The organism is Cupriavidus sp. FW305-F7 (assembly GCF_058782875.1).
In genome coordinates this window covers 1-23,145 of the sequence record NZ_JBYSYC010000075.1, presented here as the reverse complement: position 1 = coordinate 23,145, position 23,145 = coordinate 1, and the positions used below count along the sequence as shown (strand labels likewise).

The window sequence follows — 23,145 nt, the reverse complement described above, 5'->3', positions numbered from 1 at the left end:
CAAATCGGCAGCCTGACTGCCCCAGCGCTTCCACTTAAAAATCCGGATTCCCTGTCCGAACAAACGGCGCCACCTCTGATCACTCAGATAGCACACCGCTTTGGCTTTTGTGACGCCGCCCATTTCAGTAACTTGTTCAAAGCACGCTATGGAAAGTCACCGAAGGCATACAGGACAGACGCACCGGAATCGTCCTGGCTTCGGTAGGCCCCACCACCTTGTGCGCGGAAACGCGTGAAGTGCTCGCAGGTGAGCCGCCGCTCATCGAGTGTTATTCACCTGCGCTGCTAAGACCGGTCCATACCACCCTTACCGCTTTGCGAAAGGCTTGCATCTGTGCGGCGTCGTTGTCCGCCCAGCGAAGGAAGACGATCAATCCCTGAAAGTTGGACATGATCAAAGCGCCGCGCAACTGCCGTTCTACGGGCGAAAGGGCGGGATTGATCTCGCCTACAAGCGTAGCGAAGAGCCGAGTGAATCCTTTTTGGATATCGTTGATGACATCTCGCGCGAACGGTTCGTGCAGGGCAAGCCCCCAAGCTTCGAAGATCGCGGCCGGAAGGCCGGGCTTGACGAACTCTTCGAAGACATCATCAAGGATCGCCATGAGTCGTGCACCAGGTTTGCGCGCTTGGTTCTCGGCGAAGTCCCGGTATCGATCGAAGTACCGTTTGGAAATCTCCTCCAGGGTTGCGCGTAGCAAGGCCTCCCTGGTCGGGAAATAGTGTTGCAGCGTGCTGAGCCTGACGCCCGCATCATCCGCCACGCGGTTGATTGAGTATCCAGCATAGCCACTGGTGATCATCACGTTGATTGACACGTCGATGATCTCAGGCACCCGACTTTCCCGATTGCCTCGACGCCGCTGGGGCGCTGCCTCTCGCGCATCGAGTATCTCCGCGGAAGTGATTCTGAGTTTCTTCATGGTCTCGCTTTGCTCGAGCTATTGCCTGTAAAAATAGGTAAGGTGACCGTGGGGATTATAGGTCCGACAACCCATGTCGGTGGCCATGTGAGAGCGATCGAGCCTCGTCTTTTTCCTCATTCTTTCCTGTCGTTTACCCTCACCCCGATTGTTTAATAGGTTGCGCAACCTATAATGCTTCGCAAGGAACCAACAAGGTATGTGGTGGCATCGATCCACTTGGTACAGCCCTCCGCGTTGTTTCCCCGGTTCGGAACACGAACCAGGCAACGATTCAGTTCCGCTCAAAATTTCGGGAGTGACCCGTGAAAGATCCCGCAGCACAGATGCGCGGCGCGCCAGGCGCCGTTGACTCAACAGATGCCCGGAGCCGGATGCCGCAGTCTGACGCAAGTCATACGCAGGTCGTCGCCAACGAGGCGACCAGCGCAGTTTCCGATGACGGCGCACGCGAAAAAGGCAGCACCGACACGGAACTGATCGATGTGCGCATAGCGCGCCGGACCGAGGAAGCCGAAGGCATCCTCAGCCTGGAACTGGTGCGCCCGGACGCCGGTGCGCTGCCAGCGTTCTGCCCCGGTGCCCACGTTGACCTCCATGTGCCTGGGGCGGGGGTGCGCCAGTATTCCCTGTGCAATCCGGCTACCGAAACTCATCGCTACCAGATTGCGGTGCTGCGTGACCCAGCTTCGCGCGGCGGGTCGCGGGTTATCCACGAACAACTGAAGCAAGGCGATATGGTCAGGATAAGCGTGCCGCGCAACCATTTTCTGCTCTATGAGGACGCCAGGCACACCCTGCTGCTGGCCGGCGGCATCGGCATCACGCCAATCCTTTGCATGGCAGAGCAGTTGGCGCGCCAGGATCGCTCTTTCGCGTTGCACTACTGCAGCCGCTCCCAAGATCGCACAGCCTTCTTTGAAGCGTTGCGTAGTGCCCCCTTTGCCGGCAAGGTTCGTTTCCACATGGATGACGGCGAGCGTGGCCAACAACTCGAGCTTGAGCGTGAACTCGCCGCCTGCCCGCCCGATACGCACCTGTACGTTTGCGGCCCGCAGGGTTTCATGAATGCGGTACTCGGCCAGGCGCGCCAATCCGGCTGGCCGGAGTCACGTATCCACTTCGAGTACTTCGGCGCCGAGGTCATGCAGAAGTCCGAGGACGAGGCGTTCGAGGTGGAAATCGCCAGTTCGGGCAAGGTGATCCGGGTCGAGCCGGCGCAGAGCATTGCCGCCGCGCTAGTTGCGGCTGGTGTCGAAGTCACGGTGGCCTGCGAGCAAGGCGTCTGCGGCACCTGCCTCACCCGTGTGGTTTCCGGTACGCCGGACCATCGGGATATGTACCTCTCTTTGGCGGAACAGGCGCAGAACGACCAGATGCTCCTGTGTTGTTCGCGGTCGAATTCTGCGCGCCTGGTGCTCGACATTTGACGCCCCCTTTAAGCCGTGGCGTCTCCTCCGCGCAGCGCAGGCAGATTCGCCGCCACCATCCACTACAAACCGGAGACTGCTGCTTGACCGGGGCGGCAGTTCCTCAGAACTGGAGACAAACCATGGTCGATAAAGCATTGCAGGAGCCGGCGAGTGCCCGCTTCAACCCGTTTTCGCCGGCCTTCACGTTGGATCCCGCACCGATCTATAAGCAGCTACAGAATGAAGAGCCCGTTTTCTTCTATGAGCCGCTGAACTGCTGGGTGATCTCGCAGTACGAGGACATCCAAACTGTGCTGCGGGACCATGCAACGTTTTCCTCGCGCGCCACAGGGTTGATTCAACCGCCGGCCGACCTGGAACCGCTTGTGCCGGACCTGAAGGTGGAGGAGATCGTCATTACCATCGATCCGCCGCAGCACGCCACGCACCGAAACGTGATGGCGCGAAGCTTTACCCCCGCGGTGATTGCCCAGATGGGGGAATTCATTACCGAAGCGGCGAACGAACTGATCGACGGTATGATCGAACGCGGCGAAGCTGACCTCATGAAGGCATACGCTGTGCCGTTGACGATGAATACCATCGTCAAGCTTCTTGGTCTCCCGCCGGAGCACAAGGAGAAATACAAGAGGTGGACCGACGACTACTTCTATCTGTTTACGCCACGGGTCACGGCGGGCGGGGAAGCAAGCGAAATGCGTCAGCTTGAAGAAAGCGATCTGCGCGCACGCTGGCTCAGCCTCGCGGAGGCAAACCGCTTCTTTGCTGATTACGCCGACCAGCGACTGGCCGAACCGGGAAATGACATCATCTCGGCAATGTTGCAGGCCAAAGGGCCGGACGGCGAGCCAGCCATTTCCAGGAGTGCGGTGGTGCGTCACCTGATCTCGCTGGTGGGTGCGGGCCATGACACCACTGCGAACACCATTGGCAACGTCATCTATCACCTCTGCGCCGCACCGCACCAGCGCGACCTGCTGGTCGGCGATCCCTCACTGGCGGCCAATGCCGTGGACGAAGGCCTGCGGATGAGAACCCCGGTCCCCGGGTTGCTGAGGGTGACGACGAAGGCGGTGGAATTGAGTGGCGTGACCATCCCGGCCAAATCGCTTGTTTACATCCTTATCCCAGCCGGCGGTCATGACATCAAGATCTTCGACGATTCCCTGAACTTCGACATCAGCCGAAGCAATGCGGGGCAGCACATGGGTTTTGGTGTCGGACGGCATAGCTGCCTCGGCAGCGGCCTGGCGCGACAGCAGGCGAAGATCGCAATCGCGGAACTGTTCCGGCGCATTCCGAACCTGGCTTTGAAGCCTGGCTACCAGCGTTCTTACCTACCGATGATGACGGTGTCCCACTTGCTGGAGCTTCCGACGGCCTGGAATCCAATCAAGATTTAAGAGATCAGGGATCTCGGTCCGTCGAGCGGTAGGATTCTGCCGACGGCTATCAGCAGTATGCCGGGGAGTGCTTCCCCCAACCAAAGGGCGGCTTTTCGCGGGTACAGGCAGGCGTCTGGAGCGGAGAGTGCGTCGAAACTTCGGAGAGACAGCCAATATGAAACGCTGGTATGAAGAATTATTCGATCACATCGACAACAAAAGGCTGGAGCAGTTTCTCGCTTTTGTTGCCGATGACATCAGGCTCACCTTTGGCAACGAGCCTTGCGCGGCGGGGAAGGAGGAAGTCCGCGCCGCGCTGAACGCCTTCTGGCAGAGCATTCGTGGACTGAAGCACAATTTTGTCCAAGTCTTCGAAATTGCGGACCACGTCATTTTCGAGGGAAAGGTGAGCTACACGCGACTGGACGAGCGGGTCGTGTCAGTTCCCTGCGCCACGTTCATCAGACTGAGCGGGGGTCTTGTAAGCGAATGGCGGATCTATACCGATTTGTCCCCTGTCTTTGCTGCGACCTGATGCCTGGCTAACTACTTTGTGTGGGTGCCTGGCCGATCTGCCGCAGTCTGATTGTGCGGCTGCCAGCGGCCGGGTGCCATTTCGTCGCCGTTGGATCCCAGGCTGGCCATCAGGTCTGCAACGTAGCTCTTGGAATATTCCCGCTGCAGCAGTGAACGCAGCCACATCAGCCGCGGGTGGTGGTGGAACTTCCGGTGCCAGTATTGCTTGAGGTCATAATCAGGTAGATCCAGCGGCAGGGCGACGACCTTCAGTTTGTACTTGTCAGCAAACATCGCCGCAACAATATGCGGTGCCACCGCAACTAGATCCGTTTCCGCGATGATCCGCGGGATACCCATATAGTGGCAGGTAGTCAGCACGATGTTCCGTTCGATCTTGCGGTTCTGCAAGGTCTGCTCGAACATCTCGGTGCCCCGACTTCCATCCTTGACTTCGACGTGCTCGGCTTCCTGGAACGATTCCAGCGTCATGCCCGCTGCGAGAATCGGATGCCCTTGCCTGACTAGGCACACCAGCCGGTGGGAAAACAGGCGCTGCTGGTAGATGTCCGCCGAGGCGAGGTCAGGATAGAAGCCGACCGCCAAGTCCACCTTCCCACTCTGCAGCCGTTCCTGCAGGTCGTCCGGGCTAAGGGTCAGCGACCGGATCCTGGCCAGCGGCGCCCTTTCCTTCATGATTGGGAACAGGCGCGGCAGAAAGACATACTCCGCAATGGCGGTCATGCAGAAGACGAATTCGTCCGTCGCATGCAGGGGATCGAATGTCGGATTGGACAGGATTTCGTGGTCGACCGATTCCAGCACTTCCCTGGCTTTCTCGATGATGCCCAGAGTTCGTGGGGTCGGCATCATGCCCGTGGGCGAGCGGATGAAGAGCGGGTCGTTCAGCGAATCTCGCAGCCGTCCAAGTGCTGCACTAGCGGCGGGCTGGCTCATATTCAGCAGGCTCGCCGCCGTCGTGATGTTGCGGGTTTCATGGATGGCCAGCAGCACCCGCAGAAGGTTCAGGTCGAATTTCATCATTGTCTCCAGCGAAAATCGGGGCCATCTAGATGTCATATCCGCATTCCGACTCGCCGACGTCAGGCCCGCACCGATGTTGCGCAGCGCCTTGAACCGCTCAGATCACTGACAGCAATGTCGCCTTATGTCGTGTGGACTGGGTCCTGCGGCGATCGCAACAGCGGCGATATCAATGATCCACGAAGCTGATTTCGGAATAAACTGGCTCAAATGGAACTTATTGATCCACAAATGGAGCAATTGCTCAGGGTCCTGGGGTAATCGTACTTTTCGTGCAAAATCTGGCGGTTTCCCCGAAAGCCTTTGTCCACAACGCTTCCCGACAAGCCCACACTTGTTGACCGCTTCGAATGAGAGGAGGGCGTAACATATGCGCCCGCGATTCGGATCGCGCCATCTCGATGGGGGCAAGAGATGCCGGGCTTGGGATTTCGCTATGTGGGAAGTGACCGGTTGCCGATGCGGCTGTCGGAATTCGATGTGGAGCGATATTTCGCACTGACCGACAGCGACGTCGCGGCGCTCAATGAGCGCTTTCGGCCCGACCGGCGCGCTGGGGCGGCCATCCAACTGGTATTCCTGCGCGCAAGTGGGCATAGCCTCGGCCAAGTCAGTACGCTGCCGCGCCAGTTGCTCCACTACATCGGCCAGCGGCTCGGTTTGACAAGCCAGAAATCGCGATGATTTCGGGCGAAATCGGTGTGGCTGACCGAAGAGGGCCTGGGTGAGGCCGAGCGGTTGTTCACGAAGTACTTCGTCCGCGCCGGCGGCTAGCAAGTCGACATCCAGGAATATATGATCTATTTAGCACAAATCTGCAACGCGCTTTTCTACATTGTCGGAGGGCTCTGGGGCCAGCGTTCGCCGGCAGCGTTGACGCCAGATTTTGCACCAAAAAGATGGAGGCTGGTGAACCCGACAGTTTCTTAACGCGTTGTTTTGTAAGGAAAATTCTGGGCTCACCGCCAGATTTTGCACGGAAAGTACGATTACCCCAAATCCGTCAACGACCTGGACGCGGTGCAGGCGGAGTTGGTCGCGGCGCAGCGCCGGGCCGAACGGGCCGAGGCCGAGGCAGCGCTGGCGCGCCAGCTGCTGGCAGAATTGCGGATGGGACCGCCCGAGCGAGATGGTGGTGGGCGGCGGCGCAAGGCCGGGAGCCCGGCGTCGACCGAGCAGGGGGTGACAGGCGAAAAGCTGGACGAACAGCAGAACGACAAGCAGGGCGCGCCAGCCGCCGCCTTGAACCCGGAAGACGGCAGCGACAGCAGTGATGACAGCAATGACAGCAAAAACTGAGCGGGCGGCGGCGATCCGCTGGATCCAGAATGAGATGACCGACTACGGGCTGACCATGGAGGAGCTGGCAGCGGCGGGGTGCTTCGATCCGCCACCGCCCCCGCCGCCACCCGCACCAGCGCCACCGCCCGTGGTCTGCTACCGCAACGCCGCGGGGCAGAGTTGGGACGGGCAGGGCGACATGCCCGACTGGCTGCGGCGAGCGGTCAATGCGGGGCAGAGCGTGGAGTTTTTCCGGATCGGATAGCTTCGACAGCGGATTAGCCTGGCACCTGAGCAATCCGCCAAGGCTCCCCCAAGGACGAAAAACGTCCCGACACCTGAGCAACCCCCCATGGCGTCTCCAGCGATGACGAATGCCCCAGCACTTTCGACTGAGTTTCGTTATTGCTGCACGAAGGTCGGAAAATTCCCCCTCGACCGCGAACCGAACTCGGAGGGCATTTGCCCCCAACCTGGGCGACACCTGTCATGGAATAACCAGCTCCGGGACGCCTCTCCCAGGTACGCCGTGCAATTGAAATGTTCCCGGTTCTGTCCGAGTGAGCCGCATCGAGGGGCGCACCGGCGACCCCGCCCAAAAAGGCGTTAGTGCCAATCTGAGGGCGTCTGCAAACGTAGCCGGGGCAATGGCGGTCGTGGGGAGATGGCGGGCGCGGACGTGATCGTCGCCGTCCGCCCATTCACCTGGTAGGCGAGCGCGACGCTCGCACCTTGTTCGCTATTCCCTTCCGTCCGTCCCTTGGCAATCTGTGCGTCAATCGGGACGGAGGTCGCAGGTCGAGGGTCGGAAGCCATCCGCGCGGTGGCGCATTGGCCTCACAACGGGCCGGACGACCTGCGTGTGACACAAGCGGACTGATTCCAACCGCTGGCGGGCATCTATACCAAGAAAATGGCATTCCGCTGAAGTACGGTGTCAAGGAGATGGTCGACAGATATCAAAGTGCCCGGTGATTATATGACATGATGTTGACATATATACTAGTGCCAGCTTAAGATCCCTGCCACTGAACGGCATGGGCGATCGCGGGTCGGAGATCTGCCAAATTGACGCTTCCAGTGCCACGCAGGCAATTTGGGTTCACAACACCTTGGCCGACCTTGGAGACAGGAGTTCACCGTGCAATTCACTAACATCGAATTGTCGTTCCAGGGCGGAGTGGCCACGATCACGCTGAACCGGCCCGACAAGTTGAACAGCCTCAATGAAGAAACCATGGTGGAGCTCAGCCGCGCGCTGGCGGCTGTCGAGGGGAATGCCGGGGTCCGCGTCCTGATCCTGACCGGCACCGGACGCGCCTTCTGCGCCGGCCAGGATCTGGCCGATCCTGCCATGCAGGTTGCCGACGGAAAGCTGCCTGACATCGGCGCACTGGTGGAGCGTCACTTCAAGCCGATGGTGATGCGCCTGCAGAACCTCCAGGTGCCAACCATTGCGGCGGTGAATGGCGTTGCGGCCGGCGGTGGCGCATCGCTTGCGTTGGCTTGCGACCTGGTCGTGGCCGCGAAATCAGCCTATTTCCTGCAGGCATTTTCCAGGATCGGACTGACGCCGGATACCGGCAGCACCTGGTTCCTGGTGCACAAGGTGGGAATGCAGCGGGCGCTCGGTCTCGCTTACCTCGCTGACAAGCTCCCCGCTGTAACAGCGGCGGAGTGGGGTTTGATCTGGCAGGTATTCGACGACGCGCAGTTCAGCGCGGAGGTGGATCGCCTTGCCGCCCAGGTTGCCGCCATGCCCACCAAGGCACTCGTGCGCACGCGCCAGCTGATGCACGCAGCCCGCGGCCACACCCTGGAGCAGCAGCTTTCGATGGAGGCCTCCTTCATTCGCGAAATGGGCTGGAGCGAGGACTACCAGGAAGGTGTAAGGGCCTTCGCGGACAAACGCACCGCCAAATTCACAGGCCGCTAGGCTAGCCCGCTTTCCACATTCTTGTCAGGCCGTTGCGCTGCCCAGGCTGCGCTGCTCAGTCATGCGCAGGCGTGACCGCCTGCTCGAGATCGTCGCCCGAGGCCTCTTCATCAAGGCTCACACTCGCCATCCCGGCATTGAGCTGGTTCAGGAAGTGAACCAGTGACACCTTGTCGTCGAAGCGGAAACTCGTCAGCGCCTGGCGATAGAACTCATAGATCTTCGGCTGCAGGCCGTTCCAGAATTCGCGCCCCTTCGACGTCAGCACGACCTTCTTTGCGCGCCTGTCCACCGTGTCCGCGACGCGGATAACGTGGTCGTCACGCTCCAGCCTTTTTAGCACGCCGTCCAGGCTCTGCCGGCTCACGACCAGGTACTCCGCAAGATCGGAGAACGACATGCCGTCCGCCACTTGCGAGCGCGACAGCGCGCCGAGCACGGACCACTGGACCGTGGTGATGCCAAGCGTCTTGATCGTCTGCCGGTCCAGCGTATTGCCCGCCTGGAACAAGCGGAAGAACAGCCGGTTATGGACTGACGAGACGGACTGGTCGTAGGAGGGATCGAAGTTTGTCATGGATTGGCTCGGGGCCGGCGCCGGTCATGCGCAGCGCCGTAACGCCGTCTATTTTAAGGCGCCGCGAGGCGCGCACCTATTTTGATGCCGGCCCGGCGATCATGCCGGGGCTGGGCCAGTGCGCTTCGGTCTCGGCGCGTCACGTCCGGGCGCCGGCCTGCCAGGTCAAGGCGGGGCGGCAGTACCGCATGTGCGTGCTTGTTACGCAACAATGGTTCGCAAAGTATGCCATGTAAGTGATATGAGATGTGTCGTGGTGCTGCCTTACACGTCAATATAGATCAGGATTTTCCCCAACCCGACCCCATAAATACATCAAGATCTTGACGTATATTCCGGGCGTGCCTAGTATGTGTTCAACCCTCTCAAAACACATAGAGACACCCCATGCAGACGCTCGACAAGATCCTTACCCCGCTGACCGTCGGCTCGACGGTGCTGGCCAACCGCATGGTCATGGGGGCGATGCATACGCGACTTGAGACGCTGGATCGCCCTCATGAACGGCTTGCAGCGTTCTACGCGGCCAGGGCTGCGGGCGAAATCGGCCTGATCCTCAGCGGCGGCTTCTCCCCGAACCCGGAAGGCGTGATGGAAGAAGGCGGGCCGATGTTCAACAGCCCGGAACAACTCGATGAGCACCGGGCGGTGACGCAGGCAGTGCATCAGGCCGGCGGCAAGATCATCCTGCAGATCCTTCACGCCGGCCGCTATGCCAAGGTGCCGATTTGTGTTGCCCCGTCGCCGGGCAAGGCACGGATCAACACCTATCCGCCTCACGCGCTGAGCACCGAAGATGTGTGGCGCACCATCGACGACTTTGTCAACACCGCGGCCCTTGCCGTCGAGGCGGGTTACGACGGCGTGGAGATCATGGGATCGGAGGGCTATCTGATCAATGAATTCACCGCTGCGCTGACCAACCAGCGCAGCGACGAATTCGGCGGCAGCTTGGAGGGCCGTATCCGCTTTCCGCTCGAGGTGGTGCGGGCTGTGCGGGAACGCCTCGGCCGCAACTCGATGCTGATCTATCGGATCTCTTCGATTGATCTGGTCGAAGGTGGCATGACCGGCGAGGAGATCGCTTCGTTCGCCAGGCAAGTCGAAGCGGCGGGCGCCGACCTGATCAATACGGGCGTCGGCTGGCACGAATCCGCCGTGCCGACGATCGGGGCCACCGTGCCGCGCGCGGCATGGCGTGAAGCCATCCGCAACGTTAAGCAATCGGTCGGCATTCCGGTGATGGCTTCCAACCGTATTAATACGCCGGAGGTTGCCGAGGAACTGATCGCTTCCGGTGTGGCGGACCTGGTCTCCATGGCTCGCCCGCTGCTGGCGGATCCTGACTTCGCCAGGAAGGCGCGCCTCGGCATCAGCGATGAGATCAACACCTGCATCGCCTGCAACCAGGCCTGCCTTGACCGCATCTTTACCGAGCGCACCGCAACCTGCCTGGTCAATCCGCGCGCCGGTCGAGAGATCGAGTTTCCGATCGGGCTGGCATTGAAGCGCAAGCGGATCGCGGTGGTCGGCGGCGGCCCCGCCGGGATGGCCTTTGCGATTAACGCCACGGAGCGTGGGCATGATGTCACGCTGTTCGAAGCCGACCAGCAACTGGGTGGCCAGCTGAACCTGGCCAAGTCGGTGCCGGGCAAGGCGGAATTCCACGAAATGCTGCGGTACTTCCGGGTCCGGTTGGAAAAGCTTGGCGTCACGCTGCGCCTGGGGCAGCCGGCGACTGCTGACGACCTGATCGGCGGCGCGTTCGACGAGATCGTGCTGGCGACCGGCGTGAGGCCGCGCGTGCCGGACTTCGCCGGTGTCGACCATCCGAAAGCCGTGTCCTACATCGATGTCCTTTCCGGCAAGGTCGAGGTCGGCCAGCGGGTCGCGATCATCGGGGCAGGGGGTATCGGCTTCGATGTCGCTGAGTTCCTGCTGGGAGATGCCGAGGAGTCGCTCGATGCGCAAGCATTCTTCCGCGCCTGGGGCGTGGACGCATCGAATTCGAACTCCGGCGGACTCGCGCCCGCGGCGGACCATCCCGCACCGCGGCGCAGCGTCCACATGTTCCAGCGCAAGGCGGAACCGCTTGGCAAGCGCCTCGGCAAGTCGACGGGCTGGATTCTCAAGGCAAAGCTGCGCAAGGCCAATATCGCGATGACCGCGGGTGCCACGTACGACGCCATCAACGATGAAGGGCTGCACTACACGGTTGATGGCAAGGCGCATGTGCTGCCGGTGGATCACGTGGTGCTGTGCGCGGGCCAGAACTCCAATCGCGATCTCTACGACCAGCTCAAGGCCCGGGGCACAGCGCCAAGGCTGATCGGTGGCGCCGATGTCGCCAGCGAGCTGGATGCCCTGCGGGCCATCGACCAGGCCACCCGACTTGCCGTCGCAGTTTAAGTAAAAACAGCAGCCGGAGACACTAATGCTGACGAAATACGATCAAGGCCTGCACAAACGCCAAGCGAACTTCGTACCCCTGACACCGCTGCATTTCCTGCGCCGCGCGGCGGATGTCTTCCCCGACCGGGATGCGGTCATTTACCAGGACCGGCGCTATTCATGGCGCCAGTACGCGGACCGGTGCTACCAGCTGGCCCGGGCGCTGATCACCGTCGGCGTGGAGCGGGGCGATACGGTCTCCATCATTGCCCCCAACGTTCCCGAGATGCTGGAGGCCCATTTTGGCGTGCCGCTTTCGGGCGCCGTGCTGAACAGCATCAATATCCGCCTTGACGCGCCCGCCATCGCGTTCATCCTGCAGCATTCGGAAACGCGCATCCTGCTGGCCGATACGCAATTCGCGGCGACTGTGCGCGAGGCGGTGGCGCAGACCGGCATGCCGATCCAGGTGATCGACATCCGCGACCCGGCCTCCGGCGCGGAGGATACGGTCGGCGCCGTCGACTACGAGGCTTTCCTTGCGTCGGCAGCGGACGTGGAGTTGCGATATCCGGAAGACGAATGGGACGCCATTGCGCTGAACTACACCTCCGGTACTACCGGCAGCCCGAAGGGCGTGGTCTACCACCATCGCGGTGCCTACCTGAACGCCCTGGGCCAATCCATCAATGCCGGACTGGTTGGCGCCGACCCGGTCTACCTCTGGACGCTGCCGCTGTTCCACTGCAACGGATGGTGCTTTGCCTGGGCCATGGCCGCCATGGGCGGCACCCATATCTGCCTGCGCAAGGTGGTGGCAAAGGAAATCTACGACGCCATCGCCACGCATGGCGTGACGCACCTGTGCTGCGCGCCGACCGTGCTCGACTTCCTGATCGACGGCAAGCCTGAAGGCTGGTCGAAGCCGTCGCGGCCGATCCGGATCGTCTGTGCCGGCGCCTCGCCGCCGACGGCGGTGCTGCGCAGGATCTCGGGCCTCGGCTTTTCGCTGCTGCACGTGTACGGCATGACGGAAATGCACGGCGTCAACACCCTGTGCCAGCCGCAGCGGGAATGGGAAGGCGAAGGCGAGGACGGCTACTTCGCCCACCTGTCGCGCCAGGGTGTGCGCAGCGTGGTGATGGAAGAGATGATGGTGGTCGATGCCGCCTTCAACCCGATCCCGCGCGACGGCAAGGCCATTGGCGAAGTGATGTTCCGCGGCAACCTGGCCATGAAGGGATACCTGAAGAATCCCGAGGCCACCGAGGAAGCGTTCGCCGACGGCTGGTACCACACCGGTGACCTGGCCGTGGTCCACAGCGATGGCTATATCGAAATCAAGGATCGCGCCAAGGACATCATTATTTCCGGCGGCGAGAACATTTCCTCCCTCGAGGTCGAGGAGGTTCTCTATACCCATCCGGCAGTGCAGAACGCGGCGGTCGTGGCCGTCCCTGATGCGAAATGGGGCGAGGTGCCGTGCGCGATGCTGGAACTCAAGCCTGAATACGCCGGCACGCTCAACGCGGAAGACGTCATCCAGTACTGCCGCCAGCGGCTGCCCGGATTCAAGACGCCCCAGCACGTGGTATTCGAGCCGTTGCCGCGTACGGCAACGGGCAAGCTCCAGAAGTTTGCGCTGCGCAAGATGGCCGCGGAAATCTTGTCGAACCGAGTTCAGTAGGAATGGAAACAGGAGGTAACATTATGCGAGGTTTGAACGAAAAGGTCGTCGTGATCACCGGCGCTGCCGGTGGCATCGGCAAGGCATTGTGCAAGCGCTTCTGCGACGAAGGCGCGCATGTGGTCGCGGTGGATGTCAATGCGGGCGCGCTGGAGAATCTGAGCGCCGAGCTGAAGGCACACAGCAAGCAGCTCACGCAGCTGCAGCTCGACATTACCGATCACGCAGCGGTGACCGAGGCGATCGGCAAGGTCGCGGAGAAGCACGGCGGCATCGATGCGCTGGTCAACAACGCGGGCTGGGACGTCGCCATGCAGTTCCTGGAGACCACCCCGGAATTCTGGCAGAAGGTGATCGGCATCAACCTGCTGGGGCCGCTGAACCTGCACCACGCCGTGCTGCCGTGGATGGTCAAGCGCAAGCAGGGGAAGATCGTCAACATCTCCTCGGACGCGGGCCGCGTCGGCTCGTCGGGCGAGTCGGTGTATTCGGCGTGCAAGGGCGGTGTCATCGCTTTCAGCAAGACCATTGCCCGCGAATGCGCGCGCAACAACATCAACGTCAACGTGGTGTGCCCCGGCCCGACCGATACGGCTCTGCTGCAGTCCTTCCTGGGCGAGGGCGAGTTCGGCCAGAAGATCTATGAAGGGCTGAAGCGCGCGATTCCGCTCAAGCGCCTGGGCCAGCCCGACGACATTCCCGGCATCGTGGCATTCCTCGCCAGTGACGACGCCAACTTCATTACCGGTCAGGTCCTCAGCGTCTCCGGCGGCCTGACCATGCACGGTTGAGAACCATGAACGAATATACCGACATCCTCTATGAAGTGCGCGAAGGTGTGGCGCGCATCACCATCAACCGCCCGCAGAAGTACAACGCTTTCCGTGGCCGCACCTGCGACGAGCTGATCCACGCGCTTAATGCGGCGTCGTGGGACAAGTCGGTCGGTGTGGTCGTGCTGACCGGTACCGGCGAAAAGGCATTCTGCACTGGCGGCGACCAGTCCGCGCACGATGGTGGCTACGACGGCCGCGGCGTGATCGGCCTCCCGGTCGAGGAGCTGCAGGGCATCATTCGTGAATGCCCCAAGCCCGTGATCGCGCGCGTCAATGGCTATGCCATCGGCGGCGGCAATGTGCTGGTGACCTGCTGCGACCTGGCGATTGCCGCGGACACCGCGCAGTTCGGCCAGGTCGGCCCCAAGGTTGGCTCGGTCGATCCCGGCTTCGGTACGGCCTTGCTGGCTCGCGTCGTCGGCGAGAAGCGTGCCCGCGAGATCTGGTTCCTGTGCCGGCGCTACACCGCCGCCGAGGCGCTGGCCATGGGTTTGATCAACGCCGTGGTGCCGGCCGACCAACTCGATGCCGAAGTCGATAAGTGGTGCCAGGAGATCCTCGTCATGAGCCCGACCGCGCTGGCGATCGCCAAGCGGTCCTTCAATGCCGATACGGACTCCATCCGCGGTATTGGCGGGCTGGGCATGCAGGCACTGGCGCTGTACTACGGCACCGCCGAGTCGCAGGAGGGCGTCCATGCCTTCCTGGAGAAGCGCAAGCCCCGCTTCCGTGACGTCTACCAAGGGAAGGTTGCCGGCCAGATCGGGGAGGATAGCGGGGAGAACAAGTCATGACGATCGGCCTGCACTATGCCGACGACGTGGCGGTGCTGACACTCGACCGGCCGGCGGCGCTCAATGCGCTGAACTCCGACATGATCCAGACCCTGTCGAAGTGCATTGATGCCATCGCCGACTCCGACGTCCGGGCGGTACTGGTGGTCGGCGGCGGCGACCGGGCGTTCTGCGCCGGCGCCGACATCGGTGAGCTGTGCGGCAGGACGGCATCGCAACATCGTGACGGCGCTGCGCTGGGGCAGGGCACGTTCTCCAGGCTGGCTGCCCTGCGGGTACCGACGGTTGCGGTGATCCGGGGCGCGGCACTGGGCGGCGGCCTGGAGCTTGCCATGTCCTGCAGCCACCGGGTGGCGATCACCGGCGCCAGGCTGGGTTTGCCGGAGATCAAGCTCGGCCTGATACCCGGCTATGGCGGGACCCAGCGCCTGCCGCGCCTGGTCGGATCCGACAAGGCGATGGAGCTGATCCTTTCCGGTCGCCTTGTCTCTGCCGATGAGGCGCTGGAGATCGGCCTGGTCGACAAGCTGGTCGAGGATGGCGATGCCGTGAGCATTGGCCTGGCATTCCTCGCCTCGCTTGCGGAAGGGCGGCCCGCCGCCGTCCACCTCGCCCGCGAGGCGGTCAGGCGGGCGGCAACGCTGGACCTTGAGGCTGGCCTGCGGGCGGAAGCCGAACTCTTTGTCCTGGCCACACAGACAGGCGACGCCGGCGAAGGCATCATCGCCTTCCTGGAAAAGCGGGCGCCACGCTTCACCGGCCGCTGAAATGCAGTTGCCGGAGGGCGGGATCTACGTCCGCCCCCGGCGTCCCCCTGCGCATATCGGGTATTGCCCTGCCACAGGGCGCGAATCAACGGCGCTCCTCAGCCGCACGCCTGACTCAGGAACACCCGCGCTTTTCTCCTTCAATCCCGGATGCGTTTGCCCGACGACATGAATCGGCCAGGCGTGTCCCCCTATACGCGAGACCCCAATGACATACGTAGCGCCGCTCAAGGACCTTCTCTTCAACATCGAGCACCTGGCTGGCCTGGACGAGCTTGCCCGGCTGGATGGCTTCGAGGATGCCGGCATCGAGACAGCAGCCGCTGTGCTGGAAGAGTGTGCCCGCTTCAACGAGGAGGTAATCGCGCCGCTGAACGCCAGCGGCGACCGCGAGCCGGCGACCCTGGTTGATGGGGTAGTGAAGACGAGCCCCGGTATGCGACAGGTGTTCCGCCAGTACGCGGAAGCCGGATGGCTTGGCGTCCAGCATCCGCCGGAATTCGGCGGGCAGGGCTTGCCCAAGGTGATCGGCGCAGCGTGCTCGGAAATGGTCAACTCCGCCAACCTGAGCTTCGCGCTATGCGCACTGCTCAGCGACGGCGCCATCGCCGCGCTGGCTGCAGTCGGTTCGGAGGCGATGCGCCAGACGTACCTGCACAAGCTGGTTTCGGGCCAGTGGACCGGGACCATGAACCTGACCGAACCGCAGGCGGGCAGCGACCTGTCGCTGGTGCGCACGCGCGCCGAGCGCCAGCAGGACGGAACCTACAAGCTGTTCGGCACCAAGATCTTCATCACCTACGGCGACCACGACCTGACCGAGAACATCGTGCACCTGATGCTCGGCCGGGTCGCAGGCGCGCCCGAGGGCATCAAGGGCATCAGCATGTTCATGGTGCCGAAGGTCCTGGTCCAGGCAGACGGGAGCCTGGGCGAACGCAACGACGTGCACGCTGCCAGTCTCGAACACAAGCTGGGCATCAAGGCGAGTCCGACGGCGGTGATGCAGTATGGAGACCATGGCGGAGCGACCGGCTACCTGATCGGTGAGGAGAACCGCGGCCTGGAGTACATGTTCCAGATGATGAACTCGGCACGCTTTGCCGTGGGCGTGCAAGGGGTCGCCATTGCCGAACGCGCGTACCAGCAGGCCGTGGCGTATGCGAGGGAGCGCGTGCAGGGCCGTCCGGTGGATGGATCGGCCGCGGGCAGTGTCGCCATCATCCGTCATCCGGACGTGCGTCGGATGCTGATGGAAATGCGGGCGCGCATCGAGGGCTGCCGGGCGATGCTGCTGGTCGCCGCTGCCGCCGACGATCAGGCTTGCCGCCACCCTGACGCCGGGGTCAGGCAGGCCCAGCACGCGTTCTATGAGTTCCTGCTGCCGCTGATCAAGGGCTACTGTACCGAAATGGGCGTGCAGGTCACCTCGCTGAATATCCAGGTCCATGGCGGCATGGGCTTCATCGAAGAAACCGGCGCCGCGCAATACTACCGCGACGCCCGGATCCTGCCGATCTATGAAGGCACCACCGCCATCCAGGCAAACGACCTGGTGGGCCGCAAGACGATTCGCGAAGGCGGCGCGACGGCGCGGGCGATCGCCGCGCAGATCGAGCAGACCGAGGCGCAACTCGCGCAACGGGATGGCGAGGCCGCCGCATCGGTCAGGGCCGGTCTGGCACATGCGCGGGAGGCTTTCCTCGATGTAATCGAGTATGTCGTGCGCGAGGGGGCACGAGCCCCCAATGCGGTTTATGCCGGAAGCGTTCCTTACCTGACCCTGGCGGGTGAGTTGGTGGCTGGGTGGCTGTTGGCACGTGCGTTGCTTGTTGCCGACGATTACTTGGTGCGTGGCGAAGACAAGGCATTCATGGAGGCGAAGGTGGCCACCGCGCGTTTCTTCGCCGAGCACGTACTGGCACAGGCCGGCGCACACCGGCATCGCATCCTGCATGGGGCGGATAGCGTGCTGGCCATCCCGCCCGAACTGTTCTGACAACCCACAGGCGAGGCGCTGCAATACAAGGAGTGGACGGTGGCAGGCGAACGGCAATCGATACGGTCAACGCAGTCCGAGATGTGTATTGCAGAGATGCTCCACCACATCCGGGCCGCGGTGCGTGCCATCCAGTCGGAAGCCAGGCTGCAAAGGCCGGACGATGGCAACGCAGTGACGCGGCGGCTTAGCCGCCTGCTGGCGCTGGCTATCCAGCAGGAATCCCCACTCGATATCGCGGTGATCCTCGGCAGTGCCGCGGAGCTTCGGTATTTTCCCGATGACGTGGCGTTCGAGCACTGCACGCGGACAGTCCACCGCCTTGGAAGCAAGGCAATGCGCGCCGTGGTCTGGGCGGTCCGCCATCGGTGTGCCCGCGCTGGCGGCGCCGGAGACCGGCGCTTTGTCGTTTAGTGCTGAGCTGCTGCTCACGGCCCCTTCGAGAACACCGGGACTGTATTTTCCGAGGACATGTGCGTGGGCACGAATGTCCTCGTCAAGCCGGCGAAGACACAGAAATCACCGATTTCTGCTGGTTTTAAGGCGTTCCAGGGCTGGCATCGTTGTTGCAAAGAAAGAAGAAGGCTGCCCTGTCCGCAGCGGTAGCCCACGACGAAAACGTACGACTGGAGACATTCAATGAAGACTACGGTGCTGCGCACATGCGCGCTGGCTTGCCTGGCAACGCTCTGCCATCCGGCGCTGGCTGAGGAGCCCTTCCGGATCGGCGCCCTCGTAGATATGACGGGCGTGTATTCAGGCATTGGCGGGCCGGGCGGGGTTGCCGCGGTCAAGATGGCGGTCCAGGATTTCGGCGGCAAGGTTCTCGGCAGGCCCATTGAAGTCCTGAGCGCGGACTACCAGAACAAGGTCGATGTGTCCGCGACCCGGGCGCGGGAGTGGTATGACCGCAATAACGTCGAGATGATCATCGAGTCCACCGACTCGGCCTCGGCGCTGGCGCTGCAAAAGCTTGGCGCCAGCAAGAAGAAGATCACCATCTTCGCGGGTTCCGCCACGACCGAGCTCACGGGCAAGCAGTGCTCGCCTTACGGTGTGCACTACGTCTACAACACCTATGCGCTGGCCAACGGCACGGCGCGGGCGATCGTCGAGGATGGCAAGAAAGACTGGTTCTTCGTGACCGCTGACTATGCCTTCGGCCATTCGCTGGAAGCCAATGCCGTGGCAGTGGTCGAGCAAGCCGGCGGCAAGGTGAGCGGGAAGGTCCGGCACCCGCTCTCCGCATCGGATTTCGCTTCGTTCCTGCTGCAGGCACAGGCGTCCAAGGCCCAGGTCATCGCACTGGCCAATGCCGGGCGCGATACCCAGAACGCGGTGCGCCAGGCCGCGGAGTTCGGCCTGGGGACAGGGAAGCAGGTGGTCGCACCCCTGCTGATTTTCGATAGCGACCTGAAGGGTATGGGCCTGAAGGCGTCGCAGGGCCTCCAGTTCACCACGGCCTTCTACTGGGACTACAACGACGAGACCCGGGCCTTCGGCAAGAAGTACTTTGCCCAGACCAAGGCGATGCCGACGATGGTCCAGGCCGGCATGTACTCCGCTGTCATCCACTACCTCAAGGCCGTACAGGCCGTCGGCAGCGCGGACCCCGACAAGGTCATGGCGAAGATGCGCGAGACGCCGGTCAACGACTTCTTTGCCAAGGGCGGCCGTATCCAGGCCAACGGGCAGATGGTCCACGACATGTACCTCGCCGAAGCCAAGGGACCGGCGGAGTCGAAGGGCGAGTGGGACCTGATGAAGATCCGCAAAGTGATTCCGAAGGACAAGGCGTTTGAACCGCTGGCGCAGAGCGCCTGCCCGCTGAAGGGCTGACGCGACGCGTCTTTCCCTGATCCCCGCTTGAAGGGAATCCCGGTGGCCAAGGCCACCGGAGACCCTGTTTTGTCCTTCACCCGAGCGCCTCCACTTCCCATGTCAGATCTCATCCTGCAGACAACGCAGTTGTCGAAGGCCTTCAGGGGCTTTACGGCGGTCAGCGATGTCAACCTGCAAGTACGCCGCGGCTCGATCCACGCATTGATCGGCCCCAACGGCGCGGGCAAGACCACTTGCTTCAACCTGCTCACCAAGTTCCTGGAGCCGACCACCGGCACCATCCTTTTCAACGGCATCGACATCACCGGCGAGAAGCCCGCGCAGATCGCGCGGCGCGGCATGATCCGTTCCTTCCAGATCTCGGCGGTGTTTCCGCACCTGACGGTGATGGAGAACGTGCGCATTGGCCTGCAGCGCCAGCTCGGCACGGCGTACCAGTTCTGGCGCAGCGAGCGCTCGCTGGACGTGCTGAACGAGCGCGCCATGGAACTGCTCGAGCAGGTCGGGCTGACCGAGGTCGCGCACACCCAGACGGTCAACCTGCCGTACGGCCGCAAGCGCGCGCTGGAGATCGCCACCACGCTGGCGATGGAGCCCGAGCTGATGCTGCTGGACGAGCCCACCCAGGGCATGGGCCACGAGGACGTGGACCGCGTCACGCAGCTGATCAAGAAGGTTTCGGCGGGCCGCACCATCCTGATGGTGGAGCACAACATGAGCGTGGTCTCGTCCATTGCAGACAAGATCACCGTGCTGCAGCGCGGCGCGATCCTGGCCGAAGGCCCGTACGCCGAAGTGTCGAAGGACCCGCGCGTGATGGAGGCTTACATGGGCACCGTCGACGCGGAACTGCAGGGCGCGCACTGAGACGGCCGGGGAACCACACATGACAACATCCAACACACCCGCGCTCGAGATCAAGGGCCTGGAGGCCTGGTACGGCGAATCGCACATCCTGCACGGCGTGGACCTGACCGTGAACCACGGTGAAGTGGTCACGCTGCTGGGCCGCAACGGCGCCGGGCGCACCACCACGCTGCGCGCGATCATGGGCCTCACGGGCGCGCGCAAGGGCTCGATCAAAGTCAATGGCCATGAAACCATCGGCCTGCCGACACACAAGATCGCGCACTACGGCATTGGCTATTGCCCGGAAGAGCGCGCGATCTTTTCCAGCCTCTCCTGCGAAGAAAACCTGATGCTGCCGCCCGTGCTCAAGGGCGCGGACACCAGCAAGGGCATGAGCGAGGCCGATATCTACGAGATGTTCCCGAACCTGAAGGAGCGGCGCCAGAGCCAGGGCACGCGTCTTTCCGGCGGCGAGCAGCAGATGCTGGCGGTCGGGCGCATCCTGCGCACGGGTGCCAACCTGCTGCTGCTCGATGAAATCTCGGAAGGGTTGGCACCGGTGATCGTGCAGGCGCTCACGCGCATGATCCTGATGCTCAAGCAGAAGGGGTACACGGTGGTGATGGTGGAGCAGAACTTCCGCTTCGCCGCGCCGCTGGCCGACCGCTTCTACGTGATGGAGCATGGCAGCATCGTCGAGCGCTTCGCGGCCAATGAGCTGCACGCCAAGATGCCGGTGCTGCACGAACTACTTGGAGTGTGAGGCTGACGATGCCCATTGAAATCTTCGGAATACCGCTGCCGTCGTTGCTCTCGCAGGTCTTGCTCGGCCTAGTCAATGGCGCGTTCTACGCCATGCTCAGCCTCGGCCTGGCAGTGATCTTCGGACTGCTGAACGTCATCAACTTCGCGCATGGCGCCTTGTTCATGCTGGGGGCCGTGCTGGCGTGGATGGGCACGACCTATCTGGGACTGTCCTACTGGACGATGCTGTTGCTGGCCCCACTTGCCGTTGGCATCCTGGGCGTGGTGCTGGAGCGGCTGCTGCTTCGGCGCATCTACAAGCTCGACCATATCTATGGCCTGTTGCTGACGCTCGGCGTGACACTGGTGGTGGAAGGTGTATTGCGTTCGGCCTATGGGGTCTCTGGCCTGCCGTACTCGACTCCGGAAGCGCTCTCCGGCGGGACAAACCTGGGCTTCATGGTCCTGCCCAACTACCGCGCCTGGGTCGTCGGTGCATCCCTGTCGGTGTGCCTGGGTTCCTGGTTCCTGATCGAGAAGACCAGGCTCGGGTCCGTGCTCCGCGCGGGAACCGAGAACCCGAAGATCGTGGAGGCGTTTGGCGTCAATGTGCCGCTGTTGATTACGGCCATCTATGGCTTCGGGGTAGCGCTGGCCGGCCTCGCCGGCGTGCTCGCCGCGCCGATCAGCCAGGTGTCACCGCTGATGGGGCAGAACCTGATCATCCTGGTGTTTGCCGTGGTGGTGATCGGCGGCATGGGTTCGATCCTTGGCGCCGTGCTGACCGGGCTCGGACTGGGGGTCGTCGAGGGCATGACCAGGGTGTTCTACCCGGAAGCCTCCTCGACCGTGGTGTTTCTCGTGATGGTCATCGTCTTGCTGTTTCGGCCTGCAGGACTGTTTGGTAAGGAAAAATGATGAGCGGATACTTCTCTATCTCCCGGCTTGCGCCCCCCGCTGGACTCGCCCGCGGTTCCGCTGCGTGGGTGTCCACGTATGCCGGCGCGGTAATGCTGATTCTGCTGGTGCTAGCACCCCAGGCTGGCGCTTACCCGGTGTTCGTGATGAAGATTCTTTGCTTCGCACTGTTCGCCGCGGCTTTCAACCTGCTGCTCGGGTTTACCGGCCTGCTGTCGTTCGGCCACGCCGCGTTCTTTGGCGGTGCCGGCTATGTCACCGGGTATGCAATGAAGACCTGGGGCGTTTCCGCTGAGGTCGGCCTGCTGGCCGGCGTGGCGACGGCTTCAGTGGTGGGCCTGCTGATGGGCGCGCTCGCCATTCGCCGGCAGGGCATCTATTTCTCGATGATCACGCTGGCGTTGGCCCAGATGTTCTTCTTCGTCTGCCTGCAGGCGCCGGCCACCGGCGGCGAAGACGGCATGCAAGGGATCCCGCGGGGCAGCCTTTTCGGCGCGCTGCCGCTGTCCTCCGACATGACGTTCTATTACGTCGTCGTCGCAATCTTCGTGGCGGCCTTCGCGTTGATCGTCCGCGTCGTCCATTCGCCGTTCGGGCAACTGCTCAGGGCCATCAAGGAGAACGAGGCGCGCGCGGTGTCGCTGGGCTTCGACGCCAACCGCTTCAAGCTGCTGGCCTTTGTGCTGTCTGCGGCGCTAGCTGGCCTGGCGGGCTCGATGAAGGCGCTGGTGCTCTGCTTCGAGACGCTGACCGATGTCCACTGGACGATGTCTGGGACGGTAATTCTGATGACGCTGGTCGGCGGCATGGGCACGCTCACCGGACCGGTGCTCGGCGCGCTGGTCATAGTTGTGCTCGAGAACAAGCTCGGCGATATCGGCGCGGGGCTGGCCAGCCTGACGGGGGTGGAGTGGTTCGCGACACTGGGTGAGTCCGTGACGCTGGTGACCGGCGTGATCTTTATCCTGTGCGTGCTCACGTTCCGCCGCGGCATCATGGGGGAGGTGCAGGCGCTGCTCCGGCGCGGTTCGGATCATCCATAGGTCTGCAGCACTGCCCGCGGGTATCGTGGGCGATAAGCAAAAGGCGCTGCCAGCAATCCTGGCAGCGCCTTTATTCTGGCTGGTCGCCTGCGTCAGGCGCTTTCGGCCAGCAGCGACAGGCCCAGGCCGGCACGGCGCCACAGCCACGGGCTCGGGCGGTAGCGCATGTCGCCGGTGA

23 protein-coding genes and 1 pseudogene are annotated in these 23,145 nt (G+C 62.6%); 20 read left to right on the top strand and 4 right to left on the bottom strand.

Features of this window, described 5'->3' with window-relative positions; all coding sequences use genetic code 11:
* Positions 1-3 precede the first annotated feature (3 nt).
* Positions 4-207, top strand: coding sequence for a helix-turn-helix domain-containing protein (locus tag AC3WL8_RS37745; protein WP_492380049.1), 204 nt, complete (start codon positions 4-6; stop codon positions 205-207).
* Between the two features lie 64 nt (positions 208-271).
* Here the strand turns inward: AC3WL8_RS37745 and AC3WL8_RS37740 are convergent, their stop codons facing one another.
* Entirely contained in the window at positions 272-925 is a 654-nt protein-coding gene (locus AC3WL8_RS37740; protein WP_492380047.1) for a TetR/AcrR family transcriptional regulator, read from the bottom strand.
* A 305-nt stretch (positions 926-1,230) separates the two neighbouring features.
* On the opposite strand from AC3WL8_RS37740, the gene AC3WL8_RS37735 reads away from it, so the two are divergent.
* The 3 genes from AC3WL8_RS37735 to AC3WL8_RS37725 all read left to right on the top strand — a co-directional run bounded on the left by AC3WL8_RS37735 (position 1,231) and on the right by AC3WL8_RS37725 (position 4,278).
* A complete protein-coding gene (locus AC3WL8_RS37735; protein WP_492380046.1) occupies positions 1,231-2,355 on the top strand; it encodes a PDR/VanB family oxidoreductase in 1,125 nt (374 codons plus the stop codon).
* 122 nt (positions 2,356-2,477) lie between these two features.
* Positions 2,478-3,761, top strand: a complete 1,284-nt coding sequence (locus tag AC3WL8_RS37730; protein ID WP_492380045.1) for a cytochrome P450 — start codon at positions 2,478-2,480, stop codon at positions 3,759-3,761.
* A 157-nt stretch (positions 3,762-3,918) separates the two neighbouring features.
* Positions 3,919-4,278, top strand: a complete 360-nt coding sequence (locus AC3WL8_RS37725) for a nuclear transport factor 2 family protein (RefSeq protein ID WP_492380044.1) — start codon at positions 3,919-3,921, stop codon at positions 4,276-4,278.
* Between the two features lie 11 nt (positions 4,279-4,289).
* Here AC3WL8_RS37725 and AC3WL8_RS37720 read toward each other — a convergent pair whose 3' ends face one another.
* The gene (locus AC3WL8_RS37720) at positions 4,290-5,303 is read right to left on the bottom strand and encodes a LysR family transcriptional regulator (protein ID WP_492380043.1); all 1,014 of its coding nucleotides are present in this window, start codon (positions 5,301-5,303) and stop codon (positions 4,290-4,292) included.
* Between the two features lie 414 nt (positions 5,304-5,717).
* Here AC3WL8_RS37720 and AC3WL8_RS37715 point away from each other — a divergent pair.
* From AC3WL8_RS37715 to AC3WL8_RS37700, 4 genes and pseudogenes are all read left to right on the top strand, one after another.
* Positions 5,718-5,966: pseudogene (locus AC3WL8_RS37715) on the top strand (DUF4158 domain-containing protein); the annotation flags it as partial.
* 309 nt (positions 5,967-6,275) lie between these two features.
* Complete coding sequence (locus AC3WL8_RS37710; RefSeq protein WP_492380042.1) at positions 6,276-6,602, top strand: hypothetical protein; 327 nt, start codon at positions 6,276-6,278, stop codon at positions 6,600-6,602.
* The gene (locus AC3WL8_RS37705; RefSeq protein WP_492380041.1) at positions 6,586-6,849 is read left to right on the top strand and encodes an H-NS family nucleoid-associated regulatory protein; all 264 of its coding nucleotides are present in this window, start codon (positions 6,586-6,588) and stop codon (positions 6,847-6,849) included. Before AC3WL8_RS37710 ends, AC3WL8_RS37705 begins: the two co-directional genes overlap by 17 nt.
* Before the next feature lie 876 nt (positions 6,850-7,725).
* Complete coding sequence (locus AC3WL8_RS37700) at positions 7,726-8,520, top strand: enoyl-CoA hydratase-related protein (protein ID WP_492380040.1); 795 nt, start codon at positions 7,726-7,728, stop codon at positions 8,518-8,520.
* A gap of 55 nt (positions 8,521-8,575) precedes the next feature.
* Here AC3WL8_RS37700 and AC3WL8_RS37695 read toward each other — a convergent pair whose 3' ends face one another.
* Entirely contained in the window at positions 8,576-9,097 is a 522-nt protein-coding gene (locus AC3WL8_RS37695; protein WP_492380039.1) for a MarR family winged helix-turn-helix transcriptional regulator, read from the bottom strand.
* 26 nt (positions 9,098-9,123) lie between these two features.
* Here AC3WL8_RS37695 and AC3WL8_RS37690 point away from each other — a divergent pair, with 26 nt between their 5' ends.
* The 7 genes from AC3WL8_RS37690 to AC3WL8_RS37660 all read left to right on the top strand — a co-directional run bounded on the left by AC3WL8_RS37690 (position 9,124) and on the right by AC3WL8_RS37660 (position 17,571).
* A complete protein-coding gene (locus AC3WL8_RS37690) occupies positions 9,124-9,333 on the top strand; it encodes a hypothetical protein (protein WP_492380038.1) in 210 nt (69 codons plus the stop codon).
* Positions 9,334-9,484: 151 nt separating this feature from the next.
* Positions 9,485-11,506, top strand: coding sequence for an oxidoreductase (locus AC3WL8_RS37685; protein ID WP_492380037.1), 2,022 nt, complete (start codon positions 9,485-9,487; stop codon positions 11,504-11,506).
* Between the two features lie 25 nt (positions 11,507-11,531).
* Positions 11,532-13,175 carry an AMP-binding protein gene (locus tag AC3WL8_RS37680; protein ID WP_492380036.1) on the top strand — a complete coding sequence of 548 codons (1,644 nt, stop codon included), beginning with the start codon at positions 11,532-11,534 and terminating at the stop codon, positions 13,173-13,175.
* A 23-nt stretch (positions 13,176-13,198) separates the two neighbouring features.
* Positions 13,199-13,966, top strand: a complete 768-nt coding sequence (locus AC3WL8_RS37675; RefSeq protein WP_492380035.1) for a glucose 1-dehydrogenase — start codon at positions 13,199-13,201, stop codon at positions 13,964-13,966.
* Between the two features lie 5 nt (positions 13,967-13,971).
* Entirely contained in the window at positions 13,972-14,805 is an 834-nt protein-coding gene (locus AC3WL8_RS37670; protein ID WP_492380034.1) for an enoyl-CoA hydratase-related protein, read from the top strand.
* Positions 14,802-15,572, top strand: a complete 771-nt coding sequence (locus tag AC3WL8_RS37665; RefSeq protein ID WP_492380033.1) for an enoyl-CoA hydratase/isomerase family protein — start codon at positions 14,802-14,804, stop codon at positions 15,570-15,572. The genes AC3WL8_RS37670 and AC3WL8_RS37665 overlap by 4 nt, the downstream gene beginning before the upstream one ends.
* Before the next feature lie 208 nt (positions 15,573-15,780).
* Positions 15,781-17,571, top strand: a complete 1,791-nt coding sequence (locus tag AC3WL8_RS37660; RefSeq protein ID WP_492380032.1) for an acyl-CoA dehydrogenase — start codon at positions 15,781-15,783, stop codon at positions 17,569-17,571.
* Positions 17,572-17,637: 66 nt separating this feature from the next.
* Here the strand turns inward: AC3WL8_RS37660 and AC3WL8_RS37655 are convergent, their stop codons facing one another.
* Positions 17,638-18,003: a hypothetical protein gene (locus tag AC3WL8_RS37655; protein WP_492380031.1), complete on the bottom strand. Its 366-nt coding sequence runs from the start codon at positions 18,001-18,003 to the stop codon at positions 17,638-17,640.
* A gap of 207 nt (positions 18,004-18,210) precedes the next feature.
* Between AC3WL8_RS37655 and AC3WL8_RS37650 the strand changes: the two genes are divergently transcribed.
* From AC3WL8_RS37650 to AC3WL8_RS37630, 5 genes are all read left to right on the top strand, one after another.
* Complete coding sequence (locus tag AC3WL8_RS37650) at positions 18,211-19,410, top strand: ABC transporter substrate-binding protein (protein ID WP_492380030.1); 1,200 nt, start codon at positions 18,211-18,213, stop codon at positions 19,408-19,410.
* Positions 19,411-19,509: 99 nt separating this feature from the next.
* Entirely contained in the window at positions 19,510-20,280 is a 771-nt protein-coding gene (locus tag AC3WL8_RS37645) for an ABC transporter ATP-binding protein (RefSeq protein WP_492380029.1), read from the top strand.
* A 19-nt stretch (positions 20,281-20,299) separates the two neighbouring features.
* Complete coding sequence (locus tag AC3WL8_RS37640) at positions 20,300-21,025, top strand: ABC transporter ATP-binding protein (RefSeq protein WP_492380028.1); 726 nt, start codon at positions 20,300-20,302, stop codon at positions 21,023-21,025.
* A gap of 14 nt (positions 21,026-21,039) precedes the next feature.
* The gene (locus tag AC3WL8_RS37635; protein WP_492380048.1) at positions 21,040-21,924 is read left to right on the top strand and encodes a branched-chain amino acid ABC transporter permease; all 885 of its coding nucleotides are present in this window, start codon (positions 21,040-21,042) and stop codon (positions 21,922-21,924) included.
* Positions 21,925-22,016: 92 nt separating this feature from the next.
* Positions 22,017-22,967: a branched-chain amino acid ABC transporter permease gene (locus tag AC3WL8_RS37630; protein ID WP_492380027.1), complete on the top strand. Its 951-nt coding sequence runs from the start codon at positions 22,017-22,019 to the stop codon at positions 22,965-22,967.
* Positions 22,968-23,145: the final 178 nt, after the last annotated feature.